This window comes from Actinophytocola sp. KF-1, assembly GCF_054661535.1.
On record NZ_BAAFVK010000002.1, the window covers coordinates 219,174 to 243,691 of the forward strand.

Genomic DNA, 24,518 nt, shown 5'->3' on the forward strand with positions numbered 1-24,518 from the left:
AGCGGCTCCAGTGACGTCGAGTAGTGCCGGCGGACCGTTGTGGCCGCTGGTGAAGGCGATGCAGTCGCTGCCATGCCTGACCTCGCAGCAGGACCGCAACTTCGTCGTCCGCCTCCTGATCGACCGGCTCGGCCCGTTGCAGATCGACGAGAGCCCGCGAATCGGCCCGCACGTGCTGAGCATCGTCGAGGTCTGCGCCCGCCGATCGGACGGTCTGGCCGCGCTGTTGGACATTCTCGGTGAACTTGACGAAGGCACCATTCACATGCGAGAGGTTGCGCGCATAATCGCTGAGCGCGACGCCTCGGAGCTGTGGCCGGAGGAGGAACGAGAAAGGCTCTTCGCCTTGCTGTCAGGGATGATCTTCAAGGATCTGGTGGACCTGTACGGGCAGGTCGCCGGTCTGGGTGCGCCCGAACTCCCTGCGGAAACCACCTATCGCGACGTGTTCGCGACGTTGGAGAGCCTGAACGCGGAACCGGACGGGCTGCCGAAACCGGTCGTGTTCGTCGAACACCTCGCCAAGGGCCGCAGGCCCGAACTCGCGAACGAGCTGCGCAGGTGGGCCGACCGGCAGGCGAACCGGCTCGGCGTGGTCACCCAGCTGCAGGCGCTGCGCCGCGCGTTCGCCGCGCCGTCACCGGGTCCGCCGCCCGGAGCACCCGCCTACGTCGTGCTGTTGTTGCGCCGCACGGGGCTCGCGCACGACACCTACCAGCTCTCCCACTGGTCACAGCTCGACCTGTCCGACGGGTGGCACCCGGAACGCGGCGAGGACGTCACCGGTACGCTCGACGAGATCAAACGCCGCGTCGCCGAACTGATCGAGGACGTGGAGACGAAGTGGGCGAGGTTCCAGCCCGCGATCCACATCGAGGCGGTCCTGTCCGACGAGTTGCTGAACCTCGACATCGAGCAGTGGTCGTGGGAGGTGGAGAGCGCGTTGCCGGAGCTGCCCATCGGCTGCCGGTACGTGTTCGCGATCCGTTCCCTGGAACGCATGCAGAAAGGGCAATGGCACCGCCCGTGGCACGTGCGCTGGTCGGTGCTCACCGGCCAGATCGCCGACTCCGGTGCCGTCGAACGGGAATCGGTGCGGTGGGTCGCGGAGGGCGACGCGATCCGCAAGCTCATCGTCGATTTCGAGAACAACCCCAACCTGGTCGCACTCGTCCTCCGCGAACCACCGATGGGCAGCGCCGAGATCTCGGTCGGTCTGCGTGCCGGCGTGCCGGTCGTCATGTGGGACCGCGAGGACGGCGTTTCGGAGGAATTCTTGGCAACCGTCCGGCACCTGCTCCACAACGACGAGTCGGCCTCGGTCCTGCAGCGGATCAAACACCTGCGGACCACCGCGTACGAGTCGCACCCCGGTCACATCGGCCACCACCTGGCGGTGATGTGGGACGACCCGGAACGCCTCGTCGTGCCACCCGGTGAGGTGAGCGTGGCATGAGCGCTGTGCCGAACGAGCCGTTGCCGGTGGACTGGCACGTGTACCGGGGCACCGGCGCCCCCGGCTTCGTCGACGAACTGCCCGCACCGCCACCGTGGCGGCGGTTCGCGGGCGAACCCGTGTGCGCGGCGCCCGAGGACGACGGCGGGGAGACCGACCGGCGGATCGGCGGCGTGCCCGGCGTCGGCCGGGTGCCGCACCCGCACGAGATCGCGATGGTCAACGCGGCGATCTACCTGCGCAGGCCGCTGCTGGTGACGGGCAGGCCCGGCACCGGGAAGTCCAGCCTCGCCTACCTGATCTCCCGCGAGCTGGGGCTCGGGCCGGTGCTGCGGTGGTCCATCACGTCTCGCACCGCGCTCAAGGACGGCCTCTACCTCTACGACGCCATCGGCCGCGTGCAGGAGATCAACGCGCGGCGCGGGGAAGAACCCGACATCGGCGAGTTCGTGCACCTCGGCCCGCTCGGCACCGCGCTCCTGCCGTACGAGCGGCCACGCGTGCTCCTGATCGACGAGCTCGACAAGAGCGACATCGACCTGCCGAACGACCTGCTGAACGTCTTCGAGGACGGCGAGTACGAGATCCCCGAGCTGACGCGGCTCGCGAGCAGGCACCCCGAGGTCACGGTGCTGACCGGCGACCCGGACGGCACCGCGGTGGTGCGGCGCGGCCGGGTGCGGACCCGCGCGTTCCCCATCGTCATCATCACCAGCAACGGGGAACGGGAGTTCCCCGCGCCGTTCCTGCGCCGCTGCCTGAAACTGCACGTCGAACCGCCCACGCCGCAACAGCTCGGCGCGATGGTGGCCGCGCAGTTCGGTGCGGTCGACGGGATCGACCGGGTCGACGTCGCCCGCCTGATCGCCGACTTCACCGCGCGGAGCGAGGCGACCGGCGGGCTCGCCTCCGACCAGCTGCTCAACGCCGTGCACCTCGCGGTGGAGCTCGCGACCTCCGGGGCGTACCAGCCCGACCACGACTGGCAGGAGCTGCTCACCGCGATCTGGCACCCGCTGTCCTCGTCCGTCACGGAGACCTGATGAGCGGTCTGCCACTGGACGATTCGCCGGACGGCGCTCCCGGGCTCGCCTCGGGGGTGTTCCCGCACTTCGAGGATGGGGACGCCCCCGAGGTGCCCCGCCTGACCACCGGCGATCTGGAGTGGCACGAGGTCCGCGACGCGCTGTGGCTCGCGCGCACGCTGCGGCCCGCCCCGCCCGACGGGGACCACCGCGAACCGCCCGCCCCGGACGGGGAGCCCGGGCCGCCGGAGGTCCCGGCCGGGCCGCCGCCGCGCACCGACGGCCAGGCCACCGCGCCGGACCAGCCGGAGCGGCCCGGGGCGCCGGAGGCGCGCAGGCAGCAGGAAGCGCCCGAGGACGGGCGCGAGCCCGCGCACCAGGACTGGCAGGTCGGCAGGCCGCACCCGGTCCGCGCGGCCGTGTTCGACCGCAACGCCGCCGCCGAGACGGCGCCGCTGACGTGGCCCGCCGCCCCCGCGCTGGAGAACCGGCGGCAGATCGCCAAGGCGCTGCGGCCGCTGGGCAGGCGGGTGAACTCGCCGTGGCAGCAGGAGCTGGACGAGGAAGCGACGGCGGAGCGGGCGGTGCAGGACCGGATGTGGGTCCCCGCGTTCCGCCCCGCGCGGGCGCGCCGGTTCGACCTGGTCGTCGTGATCGACACGGCGGGCGCGGCGGACGTGTGGCAGCAACAGGTCGACGAGCTGTGCGACCTGTTCCGCCGCCAGGGCGCGTTCCGCGACGTGCGCACGCTGCTGGTCGACGGCTCGGTGTCCGACGAGGAGGACGTGCTGCTGCGCACGCCCGGCCCGGACGGCGTGGTGCGGGACTGGCGGGACCAGATCGACCCGACCGGGCGAACCGTTTTCGTCGTGCTCACCGACGGTATCGGCGCGGGGTGGCGTTCCGACGCCGTCACCCGCGTGGTGGCCTCGTGGGCGCGGCACACGCCGACCGCGATCGTCAACCTGCTGCCGGAACGCCTGTGGCACTGGAGCGGGCTGACGCCGCGCCGGGTGCGGCTGCGTGCCGGCAGTCCCGGCGCGCCCAACGCGCGGCTGCGGGTGCGGAGCGAGGCGGGCGCCCCGTTCGCGGCGGACGGGGCGGTGCCGATCCCGGTGCTGAGCCTCGAGCCCGCGTTCTGGGCCAACTGGGCGACATTGCTCGGCACCCCGGGCGCGGGGTGGGTGGACAGCACGAGCGTGTTCGTCGAACCCGGCGCGCCGGTCGCCGATCCCCTCGTCGTGCCCGCCGAGCCGCCCGCCGAACTGGCGCCGAGGGAACGCGTGTTGCGTTTCCGCACGTTCGCGTCCGCGTCGGCGTTCCAGCTCGCGACATTGCTCGCCGCGGTGCCGTTGTCGATGCCGACCATCAAGCTCGTGCAACGGGTGATGCTGCCCAGCGCGGACATTTCCGCCATTGCCGAGGTGGTGCTCGGCGGGTTGTTGCGGAAAACGTCGATGAAACCGGACCCCGCGGCGCAGGCGGACGGGGTCGGCTACGAGTTCCACAAAGGCGTGCGCGCGGAACTGCTGGCGGCGGGCCGGCGCGGTGACACAATTCGGGTGGCGCGGCTGATCGCCGGTTACCTGGGCGCGCGAAATCCGGTGCTGCGCAATTTCCGGGAGGCGCTCGACGACCCGGAGCGCACGCCCGACCCCGAGGTGACCGAGGAGAACCGCCCCTATCTGCGGGTGCAGGAGGCGGTGTTCCGCGCGTTGTCCGGGCGATATGCGCTGCGCGCCGCGCGGCTGCGCCGCAAACGCAGGGTCGAACCACCGCCGCCCGGCGACGGGGACGGCCAGGACAGTATGCTGCCCCGGCCGGATCAGTCCAAGCACCACGAGTCCGACACCGCGACGCCCGCCGCTTTCGAAGGAGACAACACGATGTCTGCCCCGGGATCGAGTCAGCCGGAAGGTCGCACAATGGTGCGTCAACCGCAGATCTGGGGCGCGGTGCCGCTGCGGAATCCCGATTTCGTCGGCCGCGAGCCGCTGCTGGAACAACTGCGCAAGCGGCTCGCCGAACCCGGGGAGAGCGCGACCGCGGTGCTGCCGGAGGCGCTGCACGGCATGGGCGGTGTCGGCAAATCGCAAAGCGTCGTCGAATACATTTACCGGCACGTCGCGGAATACGACATCGTGTGGTGGATCCCGGCCGAGCACACGACCCAGATCCGGTCGAGTTTCGTCGAGCTGGCGAAACGGCTCGGTATCAAGGCGGGTAGTGCCGAGACCGCCGTTCCCGCGGTGCTGGAAATGCTGCGCAGCGGTATTCCGGACCGGAAGTGGATTCTCGTCTTCGACAACGCGGAGCACCCGGACGTGGTGCGCCCGTTCCTGCCCGCCGGTTCCGGGCACGTCGTGGTGACCTCGCGCAATGCCGAGTGGGCCGGCGTGGCCCGCACCGTCGAGGTGGATTTGTTCACTCGATCGGAGAGCATTGAGTTGCTGCGGCGCAGGGGCGGTGGCACTATCTCCGACGAAGACGCCGACCGTCTCGCTGAGTCGCTCGGTGACCTTCCGCTTGCGGTCGAACAGGCGGCGGCGTGGCGTGCGCAGACCGGTATGCCAGTCGCCGAGTACGTCGACCTACTCGAGAAGAACAGTGCTGAGCTGCTGAAGGCTGGCGCGACCGGCGAATACGAGTTGTCGGTGGCGGCGGCCTGGAACGTGCCTCTCAACCGGTTGCGAACCGACCGGCGAGCCGCGTTGGAGCTCCTACAGGTGTGCGCGTTCTTCAGCCCGGAACCGATCGCGCGCAGCCTGTTCACCGGCGTGCGTGGCGCTCCGGTGCCACCGTCGTTGGCGGAGGCGCTCGCGGACCCGATCAAGCTCAACTCGGCGATCCGCGAGATCCACCGCTACAGCCTCGCGAAGATCGACCACGCACGCAACACGATCCAACTACACCGATTGGTGCAAGCAGTCTTGCGTGATCAGCTCGACAAATCCAAGTGGGAGGACACCCGCCACGCGGTCCACCTCATGCTCGTGAACGGGGACCCCGGGGATCCGGCCAACGCCGTCAACTGGCCCGTGTACGCGGACCTGCTGCCGCACGCGACCAACTCCAGGGCCGTGGACTGCGAGGACAGCTGGGTCCGGACGATGGTCACGAACCTCGTCCAGTACCTCCTCGCCGTCGGTGACTACCAGGGCGCGCTCACCCTCGCGGAGGACGCGCGCGGGTCGTGGACGACCACCCTCGGCCCCACCCACGTCGACACCCTCGCCATGGGCCGCCACATGGCCAACGCGCTGCGCCGCGTCGGCCGGAACAAGGAGGCCAGCGATCTCAGCGCCGACGTCTACGCGTTGATGCGGGAGCACCTCGGCGACGACGACGAGGCCACGATCGCCATGGGCAACGCCAACGCGTTCGTCCACGAGGTCGAGGGCCAGCTCTACGACAAGCGCGACACCGCCAAGACCACACTGGACAGCGCGCGCAGGGTGCTCGGCGAGGACGACCCCTCCACCCTGATCTACGCCAACAACTACGCGGCCACGCTGCGGCTCGCCGGTGAGTTCTTCGCGGCTCGCGACCTCGACCAGCAGACGTTGCGCCGCCGCACCACGGTGCTCGGCGCCAACCACGCCGCCACGCTCAACACCCGCAGCGGGCTCGCGATGGACATCCGCGAGTGCGGCGCCTACGTCGAGGCCTGCGACATGCAGGAGGAGACCAGCGCGATCGCCACCGAGATCCTCGGGCGCGACCACCCGATGACCATCGGTGGCGACCGGTGCCTCGCGGTCGCCCGCCGCAAGGCCGGGCGGCACGAGCAGGCCATGGTGCTCACCGAGGACGTCTACAACCGCTACCGCCTCCGGCACGGCGAGGGCCACCTCGACACCGTGACCGCGATGATGGACATGACCACCGAACTGCGGCACGCGGGCGACCTCGGCAAGTCCCTCGAGTTCGGGCTTCGCGGCGTCCGGGACTTCGAGAAGGTCTACTACCCCGAGCACCCGTACGTGATGATCGCCCTGACCAACCTGGCCGTCACGCGCAGGCTCCTCGGCGACCTCGACGAGGCGCGCAACCTCAACGAGCGCGCCGTCGCCGGGCTGCTCGAGCGGCTCAACGAGGACCACCCGTACGTCATGGTGGCGCGGACGAACCTGGCGAGCGACCTCGCGGAGCTGGGTGAGGTGGAGAAGGCCCGGGTCATCGACGAGGACACGCTGGCCCGCAGCACGGCGAGGCTGGGTGCCGAGCACCCGAGCACGCTCGCCGTGGCGCACAACCTGTCGATCGACCTCAACCTGCTCGGTCAGTCCGAGGAGGCCGCCATCCTGCACACCAGGACGGCCGCGAGCTTCCGCACCGTGCTGGGCGAGGAGCACCCGGCGACGGTGGCGGCGAGCCAGAACGTCAGGGCGAACGTCGACACCGACACGATGCAGCTGTAACCGGCGCGAGCCACGCGACCAGTGCCAGCGGGTCAGGGCCTCGCCCGGTGAGTGCCCTGACCCGGCGGTGCACGGCCAGGGTCAGTTCCGGGTGCCGCAGCAGTGGCGCGGCGTCCCTGCCCTGCGCGTCGAGGGACAGGCCGAGTCCGACCCACGCCTGGACGTCGTCCGGGTCGGTCGTCAGGTGCCGGTGGTAGGCCTGCGCCGCGCTGTCGGCGTCGCCGGTGCAGAACGCGGCGTCCGCGTACGGCGTCGTGCCGGGCAGGGTGTTCCTGCCGCGGGTCAGCGACGTGAACATGCCGGGGTCGATCGCCTTGGCGCGCAACAGGTTCCGCCGGTTCGCGGGCAGCCGCGTGCTGTCGTCGGGGATGATCCGCGTGCGGTCCTGCCACGGCGGTGGCGGGCGGTCGGCGCACCACGCGGCGGCCACCGCGTCGACCGTGGCCGGGTCGGGGTGCGCGTGCCGCAGCCGCCACAGCGCCCGGTGGTCGTCGACCATCGCGGTGACCACTGTGGACAGTAGAGGTGGCACGGGGGCCGCCTCGCACTCCGTGAGCCGGGCCGAGACGATCTCGACCAGTGTGCGGCCCGCGTTCGTCAGGTGCGGGTCCGCCGCCAGCGTCTCGAGGGTGTGCCGGACCTGGGTGCGCCGGTGCGCGATGCTGAAGGCGGCTCTCCCGTCCTCGCCCGTCGCGGCCGTCTCGGTGAGCCAGAACTCGACCCCGCAGGTGAACGCGTAGACGCCGTGGAGGACACCGGTGAGCGGGCGGGGGTCGTCCCGCCACGGCGCGAGGTAGCGCCGGGTGAGGTCGCCGTCGGTGAGCTTCGCCAGTCCCAGGACCGCGTTCAGCTTCGAGTGCTGCAGTTCGTGCACCAGCGCTTCGGCGAACTCGGCGGCGGACTCGCTGGCGGACAGCTGGACCCCGCCGAACGCGGCGGGTGACGACGCGCCGACCGTGTCGCTGCCCGGCTCTATCGGCACCAGCACACGCAGCCCGGTCGCGAGCTCCCGCGCGTACGGCCGGTGGTCGCGGGTCAGGATGTGCCACGCCTCGTCGACGAGCTTGCGCCACTCGGCCAGGTCGACGTCCGTCAGTTCCGCGGGCGGGCGCGGGGTGCCGAACCCGTGGTAGGGGTCGTGGTGGTCGAGCCACGCGCTGAGCGTGAGGCCGTGGCTGGTGCTGACGTGCCGCCGTGCCGGGGTGAACGCCTCGTCCGAGCCGTCGAGCGGGATCGACACCGAAGGGCCGACCACGATGCGGGCGTCGATGCCCGCGCCGGCCACGTCGACCGCGCCGACGGGGAACGAGCCGGGGATCCTGGCGTGCCCGACGGTCGGCAGCGAGACGATCCCGTGCCAGACCGGCACCCGCAGCGTGCGTGCCAGACCGGTGCGCACCGCCGCCGCCGCGGCGATCGCGTGCAGGTAGCCGAGTTCCGGCCACGGCCGGTCGTTGCCGGGACGGGTGTGGTATAGCGCCCTGGTCAGCCACACGCCGACCGCGGGGTGCATGAGGATGTCCGCCATCGCGGCGGGGTCACGGGAATCGGCTTCGGCGAGCACCGCCCAGGCCGCCTCCGGGGCGACGTTCCCGCCCACGGCCGCGGGGTTCGCCTGGAGCTGGTCGAGCAGTGCGCGCAATGCCAGCCGTCGGTGGCTGTGCTGTGCTGCCTCGAGCAGCCGCATGGTGTCGTCCGTGATCGGACCGGAACACACCTCGTCGAACGTTGCCCGGGTCAGTTGGTGAGTGAACAGCGTGTCCCCAACCAGATCAGCTGTCGTTACTGTTCCTGTCCCTGAAGCTCGTTGCCGGTGTTCCACGCGGCGGCTTCGTACAGGTCCTCCAGGGCCGTGACCAGCTCGGATGTTCTCATGACACGCAGCTCGGCGAGTGGGACCGAGGTCAGGTCGACCAATTGCGAGTCCAGATCAGCATCCGTCAGGTTTGCCATGCCGCCTCCCCGAACTGTCGCAGGTCTACGCCAATTGTAGCCGTTGACAACCGCTTTCCCGCCAGGATTCCCGGTCCTGGAACGGCCCGGCGACCCGGTTGTCCAGCTTTTGTCCTGTGCCCGGCGCCGGGTGTTTCAGTTCACGCAGGCGATCCCACCTGCGGTTATCGGTCGTTCACCGGACTCCTGGGCGACCTTGCGCACGGTCACCTTCCCAGCGTTCACGATTGGCTTCCCTGCGCCGGATCCGGTCGTGGTGCTCGGCGGGGGACCGGTCAGCAGGTGCTGCACGTACGCACGCACCTGCGCCGGGTCGACCTCGACCGCGCTGCCGTCCGACGGGGTCCGCAGGTCGATGCTGCCGGTGGGGATGGTGGAGAACTCGATGTCGTCGCCGGTCAGCGTGGCCAGCTGCGTCGCGAACGACATGAGGTCCCAGCCGGCGTCGAGCACGACGGACGTCGTGAGCGCCTCGACCAGCGCGCTGATCCTGGCGGGCGAGGTCAGCGTGCCCGAGCTGAACACCTGGTGCGCCATGCCCGCGAGGAACGCCTGCTGGCGGCGCACCCGGTCCAGGTCGCCGTTCGGGAGGCCGTGGCGCTGGCGCACGAACTTCAGCGCGTTCACGCCCGTCAGCGTCTGCCTGCCCGCCCGGAAGTCTGCGCCGGAGTAGGAGTCGTGCACTGCCTCGTTCAGGCACACGGGCACGCCGCCGACGGCCTTCGTCAGCTCGCTGAACCCGTACAGGCCGATCTCCGCGTAGTGGTCGACGGTGAGACCGGTCAGCGCGGACACCGTCGCGATCAGGGTCTTCCTGCCCTCGGTGGTGGACTCGCGCTCGACGGTCGCGTCGTCGGCGCCCTCGTCGCGCAGGCGGGCGGCGGCGTCGTTCTTCCCCCGCGCGTACGCGGAGTTCAGCTTGTGCGTGCCGAACCCGCCCGGGATGTCCACATAGGAATCGCGGGGGAGTGACAGCGCGAACGCCTTCTTCTCCGGGTCCGCCGGGATGTGCACCAGCACCATCGTGTCGGTGTTCTGCTCGCCCTCCGCCGCACCGGCGGACAGCGCGTCGAGGACGTCCTGGGGCAGCGGGTCGCCGTGCGTGTCGGTGCGGGAGTCGAGGCCCACCAGCAGGATGGTCTGTTCGGTGCGCGGGAGGTCGCGTGCCGAGGGCAGGTCGACCGGGTCCGCGGGCGGGCCCGCGGCGATGACGTCGTCGCGGACCACGTCCTGGTCGGCGCTCCGGTAGGTCCACCAGCCGAACCCGACGGCCGCCACGACGGCGGCCGACACGAGTGCCGCCAGTGCCCTCCCCGCCCACACCAGCATGTTCCCGACGTTATGGACCGATTCCGGCCGTGGTGCCTCTGTTCTGTAACAGCCGTCCGGCGGTCGTTTCGCGGAGACGTAACAGCCGGGGGGACCCGTGTGGCCGGACCGGCGCGGTCGTGGTCTCCTGTGCTCGTGCGCGGAACGGTGCGACGGGCGGTGGCCCTGTGCGGGCTCGTCCTGGCGCTGGTCGCGGGCTGCGCCACCCGGGGCGGGGTGGAGGTGGCGGGCCGGGCGAGCCAGGTCAGCCCGCCGCCGTCCCCGCCGACCCTGCCCAGCGGGACCCCGGTCTCCGCCGACCCGGTCGCGATCCTGCGGGCGGACCCCCAGGTCAGCCCCAAGATCAAGGCGAACCTGGTGCCGTGCGAGGGCGGCCAGTACCCGGCCGACGACCGGTACGTCGACCTCACCGGCGACGGTGCGGCGGAGCTGGTCGTGCTGCTGTTCGACTGCCACTCCGACCGGTACGCCAAGGCCGCCGCCGAGGGCGTCGTGGTGGTCCCGTTCCCCGGCTACGCGGTCTTCGTGTACGACCTGGCGACGGAACCGCCGACGCACCTGCTCGGCGTCGAGGGCCAGTCCATCGACGTGCTGCCGGGCAAGGACAAGGACCTCGTGCTGATCCGCGGCACGTGGTCGGCGGCGGACGACCCGTGCTGCCCGTTCGACCAGTCGGTGGTGCTCTACCGGTGGAACGGCTCGAGACTCGTCGAGGTGCCCAGGTGAGCGGAACTCGCGGCGCGAACCATCACCACCGCGGCACCGAGCCTGTGAGGGAGCCCCGATGATCGTGCTGTTGGTGGAGGACGACGACGTGATCCGGGAGGCCACGCAGCTCGCGTTGGAGCGCAACGGGTTCACCGTCGACGTGGCCGCCGACGGGCTCGCCGGGCTGGCCGCGTTCCGCGCGCGGCGGCCGGACGTGGCGCTGCTCGACATCATGCTGCCCGGCATGAACGGGGTGTCGCTGTGCCGCCAGATCCGCGAGGAGAGCCCGACCCCGGTGATCATGATGTCGGCCCGCGCGGACCCCGTCGACGTGGTGCTGGGGCTGGAGGCGGGCGCCGACGACTACGTCACCAAACCGTTCGACAGCACCGTGCTCGTGGCCCGGATCCGCGCCGTGGTGCGGCGGATGACCCGCGCGGCCGTGCCGTCGCAGAACGGGAGCGTGTTCGGTCCGCTCGAGGTCGACCGGGACGCGCTCGAGGTGCGCCTCGCAGGCAGGCCGGTGGAGCTGACGCCGACCGAGCTGCGGCTGCTGCTGTGCTTCGTCGACTCGCCGGGCACCGTGCTGACCAGGGACGTGCTGCTGGAACAGGTGTGGGACTACCAGTGGGGCGGCGACTCGCGGGTCGTGGACGTCCACGTGCAGCGGCTGCGCGCGAAGATCGGCCAGGACATGATCGAGACCGTGCGGGGCTTCGGGTACAAGCTCAAGAACACCGGCTCGTGAGGGTCTTCCCGCAGTCGCTGCGGTGGCGGCTGTCCGCCGTGATCGCGCTCGTCAGCGTCGTGCTCGCGGTGGCGCTGTCGCTGCTCGTGCGGTCGGAGTTCAGCCGGGCGCAGCTCGCCGACGCGCGGCGGGTGCAGGACGAGCGGATCCAGCTCGTCGTGCGGGACTACGGGCTGACCGGGCGCGCCGCGCTCGGCAGCCGGATCGGCGCCGCCGACGTGCCAGCCGAGTTGCTCGACGCGGTCCGCGGCGGCCGCCGCGCCACCTACCTGCAGCGCACGCCCGACGGCGCGTGGATCTGGGCGGCGGCCGAGACCGACGGGAAGGTGCTCTCGCTGCGCAGCAGCTACGCCGACCGCGACGCCACCCTCCGGCAGCTCGACAACGTGCTGGTCCTCGGCTCGGCGGCGGTGCTGGTGCTGGCGAGCGTGCTCGGCATCGTCCTCGGTGGACGGTTGTCGCGGCGGCTGCGCCGGGCCGCGGTGGCCGCGCGCCGGGTCGCGGACGGCGACGCGACACTCTCGGTCGGCGCGGAGATCGGCGACCGGCCGCGCGACGAGGCGACCGAGCTGGCGCAGGCGGTGGACGCGATGGCGGCGGCGCTGCGGGCGCGGCTGGTGGCCGAGCAGCGGGTGACCGCCGACATCGCGCACGAGCTGCGCACCCCGGTCACCGGCCTGGTGACGGCGGCCGAGCTGCTGCCCCCGTCACGGCCCGCCGAACTGGTGCGGGACCGCGTGACCGTGCTGCGGGCGCTGGTGGAGGACATCCTGGAGGTGGCGCGGCTCGACGCCGCCACCGAACGGGCGGAGCTGGTGGACGTGCCGCTGGGCGAGTTCGTGTCGCGGCGGGTGCCGTCGGCGGTCGTCAGGGACGCGGAGACGGTCCGCACCGATCCGCGCAGGCTCGAACGCGTGCTGGTGAACCTGCTGCAGAACGCGGAGCGGCACGGCGAGCCGCCCGTGGCGGTGACCGTCGAGGGCGCCACGATCCGGGTGCGGGACCACGGACCCGGGTTCCCGCCCGAGATCCTGGCCGAGGGACCGAGCCGGTTCCGCACCGCCGACCCCAACCGTTCCGACGGTCACGGGCTCGGATTGACCATCGCGTTGGCACAGGCACGCGTCCTGTCGGCCGAACTCACGCTCCGGAACGCGACCGATGGTGGAGCCGAGGTCGCGGTGGTACTACCGTCTGCGCCGTGAGTGATCGTGAAGAGCTGTTGGCACAGCTGGAGTTCTACTGGGATCACACCCTGTGGCCGCGCCTGCGCGGGCTCACGGACGAGGAGTGCTTCTGGGAACCCGTCCCGGGTTGCTGGTCCGTGCGCAAGCGCGCGGACGGCACGTGGTCGATGGACTGGGAGTGGCCGGCGCCCACGCCGGCCCCGGTCACCACGATCGCCTGGCGCCTCGCCCACATGGGCATCCAGACGCTGGGGATCAGGGCCAGCGCGCTGTTCGGCGACGGGTCGCTGACGGTGGAGACGGTCCGCTGGCCGCGCACCGCGGCGGAGGGCCTGCGTGCCCTGGCGACCCACTACGAGCACTGGCGGCGCGGCGCCCGCGTCCACGAGCCCGCGGACGAGGACTCGTTCACCACGCTGATCCTCCACATGAACCGCGAGATCATCCACTACGGCGCGGAGGTCGTGCTCATGCGCGACCTGTACCGGGCGGCACGGCGGCCCGCGGTCACCGCTCCCGCCTGAGCGCCGCTGCGATCGCCGGAACGTTCCGGTCGTGCCAGGGTGTGGGGAACCAGGGGTCCCGGCGCTGCGTCAGCGGTTCGCCACTCGGAACGGAGGAAGCCCGCGATGCAGCCACAGGTGCTCACCCAGCAGCGACCGCGGTCGGTGGACGGGGGTGTGGTCGCCAGGGCGGTCGGCGTGCTCCTGCTCCTGCCCGCCGCCGTGCTCACGATCATCACGCTCGTCGTCCCGACCGTGGGGACCGTCGGGACCAGCACGCGGAACGAGACGTTCCTGAGTGAGCGGGACGCCGAGGACGTCGGTTTCGACAACTTCGGCACCGTGCTGGGGGACGGCGGGTTCTGGCCCGCGCTGGGGTACGCGGTGTCGCTCGTGGTGCTGCCGATCCTCGCCGCCGTGGTCGTGGCGCCACTGCTCGCGGCGGCCGTGCACTGGGCGGGCGGCTGGGCGCGGGTGACCACGCGGGTGGTGCTGTCGCTCGCGGTGGTGGTGTTCTCGCCGGTGGCGCTCGGCATCGCGTGGCTGCGTGCGCTGCGGGACGAACCCGCGCTGCTGGCCGACCCCGACCTCGCGGGCGGCACGGTGCGGACCAGCGTGGCGCTGATGACGTTCGGCGTCGTGTGCGCGATCGGGGTGATGGTGTTCCTGCCCGCCTTCCGCGCGCGGCACCGGCGGTGGCCGACGCTGTTCACCCTCGCGGGACTGGTCGTGCTCGGCCTGCTCGCGGTCGGGCTGCAGCAGTTCACGCTGCCGATCGTGATGACCGCGTTCGGGCCGGAGGACGAGACCATGACCCCGGCCGGCCTGGTGTTCCGGGAGGCGTTCCAGCACGGGAACCTGGGTGTGGGCGCCGCCGCGTCGACCGTGCTCCTGGCGCTGCTGGCCGTGCTCGGGGTGGCGGCGGTCCTCGTGGTGATCCTGACCCGGTTGCGGGTCAGCGTGGCACCGTGGCGGTCCCGGGGGCCGAGGACCCCGGTGAACGGGGGCGCGATCGTCCTCGCGCTGCTGGCGCTGGCCGCGGTGGTGGTCGTCGCCGTGCTCACCACGCGGCCGTGGTTCGACGCGCTGGGCGGCCCGGCGCCGGACGGTCCGTCCGGCGGCCCCACCTGGCAGCCCGCCGTCCTGTCGGCGGTCGTCGGGGTGGGGGTGGCCTACCTCGCCGCGCTGGGGATCAGCGGCCTGCGCCCGCTGGGCAGGCACAGCGAATGGCTGCTCATGCCGTTCGCGCCGTGGCTGTTCGTGGGGGCGGCCCCGCTGGGCGTGGCGCTCTTCACGTCGCTGCGCGACGAGGGATCGCTCGGCGAGGAGGCGGTGTTCCCGCCGATCCTCGTCAGCCTCGTGTCGCTGCTGGTGCTCGCCGTGCTGTGCCGGGGGCAGGCGGAGCGGTGGCGGCAGCAGACGGCGGCCGGCGCGCCCGCGGCGGGGTCGTTCTTCCGGACGGTCGTGCTGCAGACCCTGCCCGCCGCGTTGGTCATGGTCGTCGTGGTCGCGTTCCTCACCGCGCAGGACCTGTTCTGGAGCCTGCTCACCACGCAGTCACCGGAGGACGCGTCGGCGCCCTTGCGGCTGTACATGGTGAACGCGAACCTGACCGCGCAGGACTTCTCCGTGGCGTCGACGACACCGCTGGTGGCGGTCGTCCTCGGCTTCGTGGCCCTGGCCGCCGTCCAGGCACTGCACCTGGACCGCATGACGGCGACCGTCGGCAGGCCCGACGACCCGACCGGCCCGATCCGCGTGCCGGTGATGGCCCCACCCGCGGCGGGCCCCGCCTGGTCCGGTGCGCCGCTGCCCGGGCACGAGCCGCCGTCCGGTGGGGTCGTGCCGCCGGACCCGGCACGGCCGGCGGAGGGACCCGGCCACGGCCAGGCGTGAGTCGCGGCATGCCCGGTGGTCACCACCGGGCGCGCCGCACTACCTCGGGTCGTCGGTGAGGGACTTGCCCGTCCAGATGGCGTGGGTGCACGCGATCCCGCTGCCGCCCTTGGGGCGGAGCACGTCGTAGATGTGCATGCGCGGGATCTTCTCCGACAGGCCCCAGCCGCTGGGCCACGTGATGATCCAGTCCATGTCCAGGTCCACCAGCAGGCCGAGCATCCGCGCGATCGTCGGCTCGTCGAGGCGTTCGAACGCCTCGTCCAGCAGCACGAGACGCACCGGCGGGCGCTCGGCTGCCGTGCCGACGGCGTCGTAGAACGCCGACGCGGCCGCGAACAGCGTCACGTACGAGATCAGGCGGGTCTCACCCGACGACAGCTGCCGCATGCGGCGGGTGCGGGGGCTGCCGTCCGGGCCGAGGTCCTTGACGCGCACCGTGAAGCGGTACCACGAGCGGTAGTCCAGCGCGCGGGCGAGAACCTCCGCGTAGTCGCCCGAGTGGCCGTCGCGTTCCGCGGTGATGCGTTCGGTCAGCGCGGAACGCAGCGCCTCGTCCTGGCCTTCCGCGCGCTTGGCGAACGGGGTGCGGATCAGCTGCATGGCCTGGCGCATCTCGTCCTCCAGGTCCGGGGCGGGCTGCCAGTCGAGCTGGACGTGCACGCCCTGGCTGGAGCGCGCGCGGTCGAGCGTCTCGTTCATCCGGCGGCACAGGTCGTCGGCCACCTCGATCTGCGTGGCCAGCTTGTCGGCCAGGTCGCGCAGCATGAACGCGTCGAAGATCTGCTGGTACTCCTCCGACAGCAGGTCCCGTTGCGCGGTCAGGCGTTCCGCCACTTCGCGGGCCGCGACCGCCACCGGCTGCGGGCCCTGCGCACCGGTCACCGTGACCGTCAGGATGTCCGCCGACCGCTGCGCGATCACGTCGTGGCTGCCGGCCAGGGTCGACTGCAGCGTCTGCAGGTTGCCGAGCACCGTGTCCTCGCTGACGCCGTCGCGCGGGTGCGCGGTCAGGACCTGGTACGCCTCCGCCAGGTCGTCCGGCATCGGCGCCTCGACCGCCGCGGGCCACACGCCGTCCGCGGACAGCGCGTCGCGGAAGCGTTGCTGTGCCGCGGCTTCGCGGTCGGTCAACTCCTCGATCTTCGACTGCTTCGTGTCGATCTGCGTCTGCGTCTTGCCCGCCTTGACCCTCGCCGCCGTCGCCTCCTGGCGGATCTCGGGCAGGCGCTGGCGGACCGCCGCGCGTTCCTCCTCGGCCGCCGACAGCTCGCGTTCCAGCTGCTCGGCGGCGCCGCCGATGGCGCGGACCCGCTCCTCGTACCCGGCCTGCTCGTTCAGGTAGTCCAGGCACGCCCGGTCGGCGCCCGCCTGCACGTCGGCCAGTTCGGCGTCGACGCGGGCGTGGTTGTCCAGCGACCTGGTGAGGCTGTCCACGCCACCCAGGCAGCGCTTCGTCAGCGCGGTCTGCAGCTGTTCCGCCGTCGTGCGGGCCTCCAGCGCCGACGCGCGCGCCAGCTGCAGGGACTCCGCCGTCGCGTCCAAGCCCGCCGCGCGCGCGTCGGTGAGCAGCGCGTCCTGCCGGGCCCGGTAGCGGTCACCGGTGCCGGAGTGCTTGTCCCGCAACGAGAACGCCTTGTTGCTCGCGTCGTCCGCCGACGCGGCCGCCGCGCGGAGCGTCACGTGCGCGGCCAGCAGCTCGCGGTCGTCGGGGTACTCGTCGCTGTGCCGCTCCCACGCGACCACGTGTTCCTGCGCCACGGTCAGCGCCTTCACGGCCAGCTCGCGCTCGTCCGCCAGCCGCGCCAGCTCCGACGCCAGGTCGCTGATCCGCTTCTGCCGCGCGGTCTCCCGGGCCCCCGCACCGACGAACTCGGCCGCGGGCTTGGTCATGGCACCCGTGAGCACACCGGCCCGCCAGCGGCCGTCCAGGGAGATCGACAGGCCGGCGTCCGTGTCCAGACCGACGCGGCTGAGCACCTGCGTCACCAGGTCCGCCGACACCGGCGAGCCCGGCGGCACCGCGGGGACCAGCACGTCCGACAGCGACGGGGACACGGCCGGGCCCGCGACGATCGCCGTCAGGTCCCGCGACGCGGCGTCGGTGAGCGTGCCGTCGGCGGTCACCCACGCGTTCAGCAGCCCGGACGACTCCAGCGCCGCCTCGCACCCCGCCCGTTCGGACGGCGTCAGCGTCGGCGCGAAGTCCACGAGCCGGTAGAACGCGGCACCCGAAGCCGGGTCGCGGTCCACATCGGACACCGGCAGCGCCGGCTCCGGGTCGACACCGGCACGCAGCGCGTTCAGCTCGTCCTCGGACTCGGCCATCCGCCGGTCCAGCTCGTCGACGCCGCGGCCGGCCCGGTCGACCTCGGCGTGCAGCACGGGCAGCCGCCCGCGCAGCCAGGCCGCCGCCCGCTCGGTCGCGCCGCGGGCCGCGTCCACGTCGGCCGTCAGGTCGGCCAGCGCGGGCGGCACCAGCTCGTCGCCGCGTTCGACGGTGGCGAGCGGACCGGCCGACGACCACTGCAGCACCGCCGCGTGCCACGTCGCCGCCACGTCCTCCAGGCGCTGCGCGGCCTCGTTGCGCCGCCCGACCGACTCGGTCGCCTCCAGCTGCGCCTCGCGGGCCTCCCGCTGCAGCCGCTCGACCTCGGACCGCTCGGAGTCCAGCTCGCGCGCCCGTTCCAGCAGCGTCAGCGTGACCGCGCACCGCTCCCGCAGCGCCGCGACCGCCTCCGCTGCCTGCGCGCCGCACGCCTCCAGCGCGGCACGCAGCGAGTGCGGCTGGATGTCCGGCGGCACGCGCCGGGTCGCCTCCTCCGGCGCCGCCTCGGGGTCCAGCGACAGGCGCACGAACTCGTGCACCTCCGTCGCCGCCGCCTCCGGCACGGCCGGGACCTGCGGGCACAGGCGCGGGTCCAGTCCGGCCTCGCGCATCCGGGACCGCACCGAGTCGGCCAGCTCGGCGGCCTGGTTGGTGTCGTCGACGAACCGCGCCAGCTCGGACACGACCGAGTCGACGAGCTGCTCGGTGTGCTCCCGCTGGGTGCGCAGCTGCTTGAGCGCGCTCACCGCCGCCTGACGGGCCGCGGACACGACCCGCTTGCGGTCGGCCAGGTCACGCACGCTGTCGTAGGCGGGGCTGCTCTTCAGCGAGTCGATCCTCGCCTCGAGCGTCAGCTCCTGCTCCTCCAGCTGCGCGACCTCGACCTCGGCCTTCTCCGCCGACGCCTCCTCGTCCCGCAGCCGCGCCACGAGCTTGGTGATCTCGTTGCGCGCGGCCGACAGCTCCTTCGACGCGTCCACCCCGCGCTTGCCCGCCGACCGCAGCTCACGGTACGCGTACCCCGCGTAGCTCGACAGGAACCGCTGCAGGGCGGTGTCGGCCGCGCCCAGGGTGCGGATGTTGTCGCGGATGGACTCCAGGTCCTCGAACGACCGCGCCAGCTGCTCGATCACCGTCGGGTCCAGCGGCGGCAGCGAGTCGGACAGGATCTGCTCCAGCTGCCCCTCCAGGACCTTGAGGCCCACGTCCGGGTTGCGCAGGGTCCGCTGCAGGTGCAGGAGGTCGGCGTAGCGGACGGCCGGGATGCCGTACACCAGCTCGGCGATCTTCGCGCGGAACGGCTCCTCGTCGTGCAGGCAGTCGGCGCCGAGCAGGTCGCGCAGCTGGGTCGCGCCGACCGGGGTGCCGTCGAACACGAGCTGGAAGTCCACGCCGACGCGGCGGTCGGTGACGAACCGCCACGAGTCGCCGATCTGCTGCGAGTTCGCGGACGCCTTGATGCCGATGCCGCTGGTCAGGAACTCCTCGCGGCCGTTCACCTCGCGGCGCAGCTCGATCCACGCGTACCCGATGCGGTTGGGGCCGCCGGTGTAGTCGTCGAGCATGAGGCGCCGCATGGACACCGTGTCGTAGCCCTTGGAACCGATCTGGCGCAGGTCGCCGTCGAGGCACAGCGGCAGCAGCAGCTCCAGCGTGCGGGACTTGCCGGAACCGTTGGTGCCCTGGAAGATCACGCGGCCGCCGGAGAAGTCGAACTCCTCCACCGCGTACTGCCAGACGTTGACGATGCCGCCGCGGTGCAGCTTCCAGCGCGTTGCTGTGGCGGTCATCCGGCTTCCTCCCCCTCGTGGTGATCGAACAGCGACCAGCCCGGCTCCGGTTCCGGCGCCTTCTCCGGCTCCTCGGCGGAGCGCGGCGCCCCGTCCGGTTCCGGCGCCCACCGGTGCGCGGCCGGGCTGAGCAGCCACGAACCGTCCTCGGCGGGTTTCGCCAACCCCAGCGACAGCAACAGGTGCAGGACGTCGTCGACCAGCTTCGGGATGCTCGCCACCATCAGCTTCGACCAGGCGGCGGGGTAGGCGTCGACCAGCTCGTCGCACACCGTCGTGACGCGCTCGACCGGCACCGCAACCCAACCATCCCTGGTCTCGCCGGACGACAGCAGGTCCGGCAGTGCGAGCAGCGCCACCCGCGCGACCGTCGACTGGCCGGGGAAGGAGACGTCGGTGAGGTAGTCCTCCGGGTCGGTGACCGCGATGCCCTCGCGCCGCACCTCGGCGACCAGCCCGAAGCACTTCTCGATCAGCCGCGACTCCGCCCGCGCGCGTTTGCGCAGCCAGGCGGCCTCGTCGTCGGTGAGGTCGGCGTAGTGGGTGACCGGGTTCTCGACGAGCTTGCGGCGCAGCGCGTGCTCGATGCCGCGCGGCCCTGGCCGGGCGGCGAGCGCGACCAGCTCGCTCGGCGTGGTGGCGACGCCGAGCGGACCCGCGACCAGCTGGCCGAGCAGCGTCGTGTCGATCGTGAGGAGCGCCTCCTCGTCGCCGGTGACCGTGCCCTCGGTCTCGGTGAGCACGCCGAGCGAGACCAGGTAGCGCAGCGCGGAGGCGATGGCCCGCAGCTCGCCGAGGTCGTCGGACAGCTCGATGCCCGCCTGCGTCGCGGCCGAGCGGATGTCGGTGACCAGGCGCGACAGGAGCGTCTGCTGGCCGATGCCGGTGAGGGAGGCGAGCGTGAGCGCCAGGTAGGCATAGCCGCGCGGGGTGAGCGTCGGCTCGCCGCGGGTGGCGTCGTGGCCGGGACCGGACTTGTACAGCCGCGCGAACCGCCGTTCCACGACGAGCCGGTAGCCGAGGACCCCGGCGAACAGCTCGGACAGCACCGCGCGGTGGCGGTAGGTCAGCGGCAGCAGCTCGCTCTCGGGGCCGCCCGTGCGCACGAGCGGGCGGCGCAGGAGGACGCGGGCACAGCGCACCGCGTCGGCCTGGTCGATCTCACTCAGCTTGTCCAGTACTTCCGCGCTCAACGAGCACCGCCCGTACTGAACTCGACGGCGGTGTCCCGCAGCTCCAGCACACCGCCTTCCGTGCGGATCACCGCCGTGCCACCGGACTCCGGGCGCAGCCGCAGCGTCAGCCCGCCGACCGGGTCGACGGCCTCGCCGGGGTCGGTGGCGCGTTCGCGCTGCGCCATGGCGTCGGTCAGCAGACCGCACAGCGTGCCCAGCGCGTCGGCCGACAGGGTCACGTCGGCCAGCCGCTTCACCGACGCCAGCTCGGCGACCGCCGCCGCGTGCCGCGCGTCGGCGTTGCGGGCCTCGGCGAGCAGCTGCTCACGGCCCAGCGGGTTGTCGAGGATGCGGGACGTGCGCCCGCGGGTCCGCTCGCCCCGGCCGCGGACCGTGACCAGCACGTCCACCACCGGGCCGTCGGCCCACGGGGTCTGCTCGTCGTCGCCGTCGTGCTCGGGCGGCGGGCCGATGTGGCGTGCCGGGTACAACCCGAACGCGGCGGCGGCCAGCGTGTGCGCCTGGTCGGGCGTCGACTCGTCGAACCACTTGGCGAGCTGCAGCAGCTCGGCGCGGCGCCCCGGTTCGGGACCGCCCGCCGACGTGGCGCGCTTGACGGTGGCGAGCAGCGTGCCGATGGCGCGGGCCGTGGCCTCCCGCAGCGCCGTGACCTGCGACGGGCGGCCCGGCCGGTCGACGAACCAGTCGGTCAGCTCGCGCCAGTCGGCGGCGGCGCGGCCGCGGGCGCGTTCCACGTCGCGGCCCAGCGAGCCGGACGGGGTGAGCAGCCGCAGCAGGTGGCGGGTGGCGCCGGCGAACTCGTCGCGGGTCAGGATCTCGGCGATCGCCGGCGTGTAGCGCAGCACGTCCTCGACGACCATCTGGATGTACTCGACGAGCAGGTTCCGGAAGCCGGAGATCTCGTCGGAGGCCAGGTGGTAGCGGGTGACGACCTGACCGAGGTAGGCGTAGAAGTCCCGGACGGTCGCGGCCAGCTCGCCGTGCTGCAGGAAGAGCGTGGTGACCTGCTCGGCCATCCGCTCGACGGCCTTCTGCGCGGCGTCCGAACCCGGGTCGCGGGCGTGCTCGTAGCTCGCGCGGGAGAGGCGGACCAGCAGCTCGTCGAGACCCGCGGCGATGGCGGGCAGCAGCTCGCGGGAGACCTCGCGGGCGCCCTCCGTGGTGCGCAGCAGCTCGTCGACGTCCCGCTGGACGCGCACGCCGAGCTTGCTGACCTGGTAGCGGACGCTGCCGTGCTGGAACTCGGCGATCGACGACGCGACCACCTCGCGCCGCCCGGCGACCAGGTTGCCCCACTCGACGAGCTGCTTGAGCCGGGTGATCACGTTCTCCACGCGCGACTCGCCGGGGGCGATGTCGCCCCTGCGTTCCGCGGCGCTCAGCGCGGCCGACACCTCACCCGCGGACAGGTCCGCGAGCAGCGTCGACGCGAACAGCCGCATGATCCACAGATAGGTGCGCCGGTGCTCGCGTGCGTCCAGGTAGGCGTACAGCTTGAGCCGGCGCGCCTCGTCCGCGGCCAGGTCGGCCGGCGCGGCGGACGCGTTGGCTGCCGGTTCCGATGACACGGTCGCCCACCCTACCCGCGCCCGCCGACAATGCTGGGCGACGTGCCCCACCCACCCGGGGGACACGGGCGTTCCGCCGATCCGCCCCGTACCTGTCACCGGGTGGTGCGCCTCCCCGCCCGTGCCCGCCGCCACCACCGAACCACTACCGGGGCATTCATACCCGCCCGGTATGGACCCGGACCGAAGCGGTCCTTCTCGTCCCGGGGTTCCGCTGGTGGGCTGGAGCCATGGAAACAGCACTGGTCACCGGAGCGAACAAGGGGATCGGCAAGGAGATCGCGCGGCGGCTCGTGGCCGAGGGGATGACCGTCTACCTCGGGGCACGGGACGCCACCCGGGGTAAGGCCGCCGCGGCCGAGATCGGGGCGCGGTTCCTGCTGCTCGACGTCACCGACGAGGAATCGGTCGCCAAGGCGGTCGCCGGGCTCGACGCGCTCGACGTGCTCGTCAACAACGCGGGCGTCGCCGTCGACTGGGGGATCGATCCCGCCGACATGAGTGCCGCCGTGATGCGGGACGCCTTCGAGGTCAACGTGTTCGGGGTCGTCACGGTCACGCGCGCCTGCGTGCCCCTGCTGCGCCGCTCGCCGGACGCGCGGATCGTCAACATGTCCAGCACGCTCGGCTCGGTCTCGACCCTCGCCGACTTCGACAGCCGCCCCGCCCAGCGGCAGCTGATGGCCTACAGCTCCTCGAAGGCCGCGCTGAACGCCGTCACCGTCATGTACGCCCGCGCGCTCGCGCCCATCCGGGTCAACGCGGTCGACCCGGGGCTCGTCGGCACCGACCTCAACGGGTTCACGCCCGGCGACGGGGTGCAGACCGTCGAGCAGGGCGCCGAGCTCCCCGTGCGGTTGGCGCTCGGCGCGGGTGGCACCGGCGGGTACCACGGCAACGGGCCGTACGCGGTGGACGGCAGGCTGCCCTGGTGAGCTGGAGAGCGCTCGCCGTCCGCGGCGAGCGCTCTCCCACGCTCACAGCCGGACGACCATCTTTCCGGTGTTCTCGCCGCGCAGCATGCCGAGGAACGCGGCGGGCGCGTTGTCGAGACCGTCCACAACGGTCTCCTCGGCGACCAGCTCACCGCTCGCGAGCCACTGCCCGACCTCCTTCGCCATGGCGCCGAAGCGGTCGTAGTGGTCGAGGATGATGAACCCGCGCAGCTTGAGCCGCTTGCCGACCACCAGGTGCAGGTTGCGCGGCCCCGGCGGCGGCTCCTTCTCGTTGTACATGGAGATCGACCCGCACACGGCGACGCGGCCGTAGGTGCGCAGCGCGTCGATCGCCGCCCGCAGGTGGTCGCCGCCGACGTTGTCGAAGTACACGTCGATGCCGTCCGGCGCGGCCCGTTCGAGCAGCTCGCCGACGTCGCCGTCGCGGTAGTTGAACGCCGCGTCGAAACCGAGGTCGCTGGTCAGGTGCGCGACCTTCTCCGCCGAACCGGCGCTGCCGACCACCCGGCTCGCGCCCTTCAGCCGCGCGATCTGCCCGGCCACGCTGCCGACGGCGCCCGCGGCGCCGGACACGAACACCGCGTCGCCCGGCTTGAACTCCGCGATGTCGAGCAGGCCGACGTACGCGGTCAGCGCGGGCATCCCCAGCGCGCCGAGGAAGTGCGACGGCGACACGCCCTCGACCGGCGTCAGCGGCGTGTACTGCGACACCAGCGCGTGCGACCGCCAGCCAGCGTTGTGCAGCACCAGGTCGCCTGCCGCCACACCGTCCACACCGGACTCCAGGACCTCGCCGACGGCGCCGCCCTCGAGGGCCTTGCCGAGCTCGAACGGCGGCGTGTAGGACTTGACGTCGTTCATCCGGCCCCGCATGTACGGGTCGACGGACATGAACGTGTTGCGCACCAGCAGTTCCCCCGCCCCGGGCGAGGGCAGCTCGACGTCCGCGAACGCGAAGTTCTCGTCGGTCGGCCAGCCGCTCGGCCGGGACGCGAGGCGGATCTCCCGCGCGGTGACGCCCATCAGGCGACCCGCAGGTTCACGTCGATGTTGCCCCGCGTCGCGTTGGAGTACGGGCACATCTGGTGCGCGGCGTCGACCAGCTTGCGGCCGGTCTCCTCCTCGACCCCCGGCAGCGACACCACCAGGTCGACCGCGAGGCCGAAACCGCCGTCCTGCTTGCCGATGCCGACCTCGGCGGTCACCGTCGACTCGCGCACCGACACCTTCTCCCGGCGCGCGACCGCCTGCAGCGCGCTGTGGAAACAGGCCGCGTACCCGGCGGCGAACAGCTGCTCGGGGTTGGTGCCCGCGCCGCCGGCGCCACCCATCTCCTTCGGCATGGACAGGTCGAGCGCGAGCACGCCGTCCGACGACGCGACGTGCCCGTTGCGGCCCGCGCCGGACGACGTGGCCTTCGCGGTGTAGAGCGCTTCCATGTGGATCCCCTTCT

The 24,518-nt window shown here is 72.4% G+C and carries 17 protein-coding genes; 9 read left to right on the forward strand and 8 right to left on the reverse strand.

The window, feature by feature from the left end; genetic code table 11:
- Nucleotides 1-58 precede the first annotated feature (58 nt).
- The 3 genes from ACYQ77_RS06820 to fxsT are packed head-to-tail and all read left to right on the forward strand — an operon-like array spanning nucleotide 59 to nucleotide 6,902.
- Nucleotides 59-1,456 carry a VMAP-C domain-containing protein gene (locus tag ACYQ77_RS06820; protein ID WP_459708544.1) on the forward strand — a complete coding sequence of 466 codons (1,398 nt, stop codon included), beginning with the start codon at nucleotides 59-61 and terminating at the stop codon, nucleotides 1,454-1,456.
- A complete protein-coding gene (locus ACYQ77_RS06825; RefSeq protein ID WP_459708546.1) occupies nucleotides 1,453-2,499 on the forward strand; it encodes an AAA family ATPase in 1,047 nt (348 codons plus the stop codon). Before ACYQ77_RS06820 ends, ACYQ77_RS06825 begins: the two co-directional genes overlap by 4 nt.
- Complete coding sequence (gene fxsT, locus ACYQ77_RS06830) at nucleotides 2,499-6,902, forward strand: FxSxx-COOH system tetratricopeptide repeat protein (protein WP_459708548.1); 4,404 nt, start codon at nucleotides 2,499-2,501, stop codon at nucleotides 6,900-6,902. The genes ACYQ77_RS06825 and fxsT overlap by 1 nt, the downstream gene beginning before the upstream one ends.
- On the opposite strand, the gene ACYQ77_RS06835 is transcribed toward fxsT, so the two are convergent.
- From ACYQ77_RS06835 to ACYQ77_RS06845, 3 genes are all read right to left on the reverse strand, one after another.
- Nucleotides 6,865-8,589, reverse strand: coding sequence for an aKG-HExxH-type peptide beta-hydroxylase (locus tag ACYQ77_RS06835; RefSeq protein WP_459708550.1), 1,725 nt, complete (start codon nucleotides 8,587-8,589; stop codon nucleotides 6,865-6,867). The two genes, fxsT and ACYQ77_RS06835, sit on opposite strands and share 38 nt — an antisense overlap.
- Nucleotides 8,590-8,684: 95 nt before the next feature.
- Nucleotides 8,685-8,855, reverse strand: coding sequence for a hypothetical protein (locus ACYQ77_RS06840; RefSeq protein ID WP_459708551.1), 171 nt, complete (start codon nucleotides 8,853-8,855; stop codon nucleotides 8,685-8,687).
- A gap of 135 nt (nucleotides 8,856-8,990) precedes the next feature.
- A complete protein-coding gene (locus tag ACYQ77_RS06845; protein WP_459708553.1) occupies nucleotides 8,991-10,184 on the reverse strand; it encodes an LCP family protein in 1,194 nt (397 codons plus the stop codon).
- 135 nt (nucleotides 10,185-10,319) lie between these two features.
- Here ACYQ77_RS06845 and ACYQ77_RS06850 point away from each other — a divergent pair, with 135 nt between their 5' ends.
- From ACYQ77_RS06850 to ACYQ77_RS06870, 5 genes are all read left to right on the forward strand, one after another.
- Complete coding sequence (locus tag ACYQ77_RS06850; RefSeq protein ID WP_459708554.1) at nucleotides 10,320-10,910, forward strand: hypothetical protein; 591 nt, start codon at nucleotides 10,320-10,322, stop codon at nucleotides 10,908-10,910.
- A gap of 58 nt (nucleotides 10,911-10,968) precedes the next feature.
- Nucleotides 10,969-11,640, forward strand: a complete 672-nt coding sequence (gene cseB / locus ACYQ77_RS06855; RefSeq protein ID WP_459708556.1) for a two-component system response regulator CseB — start codon at nucleotides 10,969-10,971, stop codon at nucleotides 11,638-11,640.
- A complete protein-coding gene (locus ACYQ77_RS06860) occupies nucleotides 11,637-12,845 on the forward strand; it encodes a sensor histidine kinase (protein ID WP_459708559.1) in 1,209 nt (402 codons plus the stop codon). Before cseB ends, ACYQ77_RS06860 begins: the two co-directional genes overlap by 4 nt.
- On the forward strand, nucleotides 12,842-13,351 hold the full coding sequence (locus ACYQ77_RS06865; RefSeq protein WP_459708561.1) for a DinB family protein: 510 nt from the start codon (nucleotides 12,842-12,844) through the stop codon (nucleotides 13,349-13,351). Before ACYQ77_RS06860 ends, ACYQ77_RS06865 begins: the two co-directional genes overlap by 4 nt.
- A gap of 105 nt (nucleotides 13,352-13,456) precedes the next feature.
- Nucleotides 13,457-15,226: a hypothetical protein gene (locus ACYQ77_RS06870; protein ID WP_459708562.1), complete on the forward strand. Its 1,770-nt coding sequence runs from the start codon at nucleotides 13,457-13,459 to the stop codon at nucleotides 15,224-15,226.
- Nucleotides 15,227-15,265: 39 nt separating this feature from the next.
- Here the strand turns inward: ACYQ77_RS06870 and ACYQ77_RS06875 are convergent, their stop codons facing one another.
- Genes ACYQ77_RS06875 through ACYQ77_RS06885 form a run of 3 tightly spaced genes read right to left on the reverse strand, consistent with a single transcriptional unit; the run spans nucleotide 15,266 to nucleotide 22,109 of the window.
- Complete coding sequence (locus tag ACYQ77_RS06875; RefSeq protein WP_459708564.1) at nucleotides 15,266-19,345, reverse strand: TIGR02680 family protein; 4,080 nt, start codon at nucleotides 19,343-19,345, stop codon at nucleotides 15,266-15,268.
- Nucleotides 19,342-20,538: a TIGR02678 family protein gene (locus tag ACYQ77_RS06880; protein ID WP_459708566.1), complete on the reverse strand. Its 1,197-nt coding sequence runs from the start codon at nucleotides 20,536-20,538 to the stop codon at nucleotides 19,342-19,344. Before ACYQ77_RS06880 ends, ACYQ77_RS06875 begins: the two co-directional genes overlap by 4 nt.
- Nucleotides 20,535-22,109, reverse strand: a complete 1,575-nt coding sequence (locus ACYQ77_RS06885; protein WP_459708567.1) for a TIGR02677 family protein — start codon at nucleotides 22,107-22,109, stop codon at nucleotides 20,535-20,537. The genes ACYQ77_RS06880 and ACYQ77_RS06885 overlap by 4 nt, the downstream gene beginning before the upstream one ends.
- Nucleotides 22,110-22,339: 230 nt before the next feature.
- Between ACYQ77_RS06885 and ACYQ77_RS06890 the strand changes: the two genes are divergently transcribed.
- Nucleotides 22,340-23,044: an SDR family NAD(P)-dependent oxidoreductase gene (locus ACYQ77_RS06890; RefSeq protein ID WP_459708569.1), complete on the forward strand. Its 705-nt coding sequence runs from the start codon at nucleotides 22,340-22,342 to the stop codon at nucleotides 23,042-23,044.
- Nucleotides 23,045-23,086: 42 nt separating this feature from the next.
- Here ACYQ77_RS06890 and ACYQ77_RS06895 read toward each other — a convergent pair whose 3' ends face one another.
- On the reverse strand, nucleotides 23,087-24,088 hold the full coding sequence (locus ACYQ77_RS06895; RefSeq protein ID WP_459708571.1) for an NADP-dependent oxidoreductase: 1,002 nt from the start codon (nucleotides 24,086-24,088) through the stop codon (nucleotides 23,087-23,089).
- Nucleotides 24,088-24,504, reverse strand: coding sequence for an organic hydroperoxide resistance protein (locus tag ACYQ77_RS06900; RefSeq protein ID WP_459708573.1), 417 nt, complete (start codon nucleotides 24,502-24,504; stop codon nucleotides 24,088-24,090). The genes ACYQ77_RS06895 and ACYQ77_RS06900 overlap by 1 nt, the downstream gene beginning before the upstream one ends.
- Nucleotides 24,505-24,518: the final 14 nt, after the last annotated feature.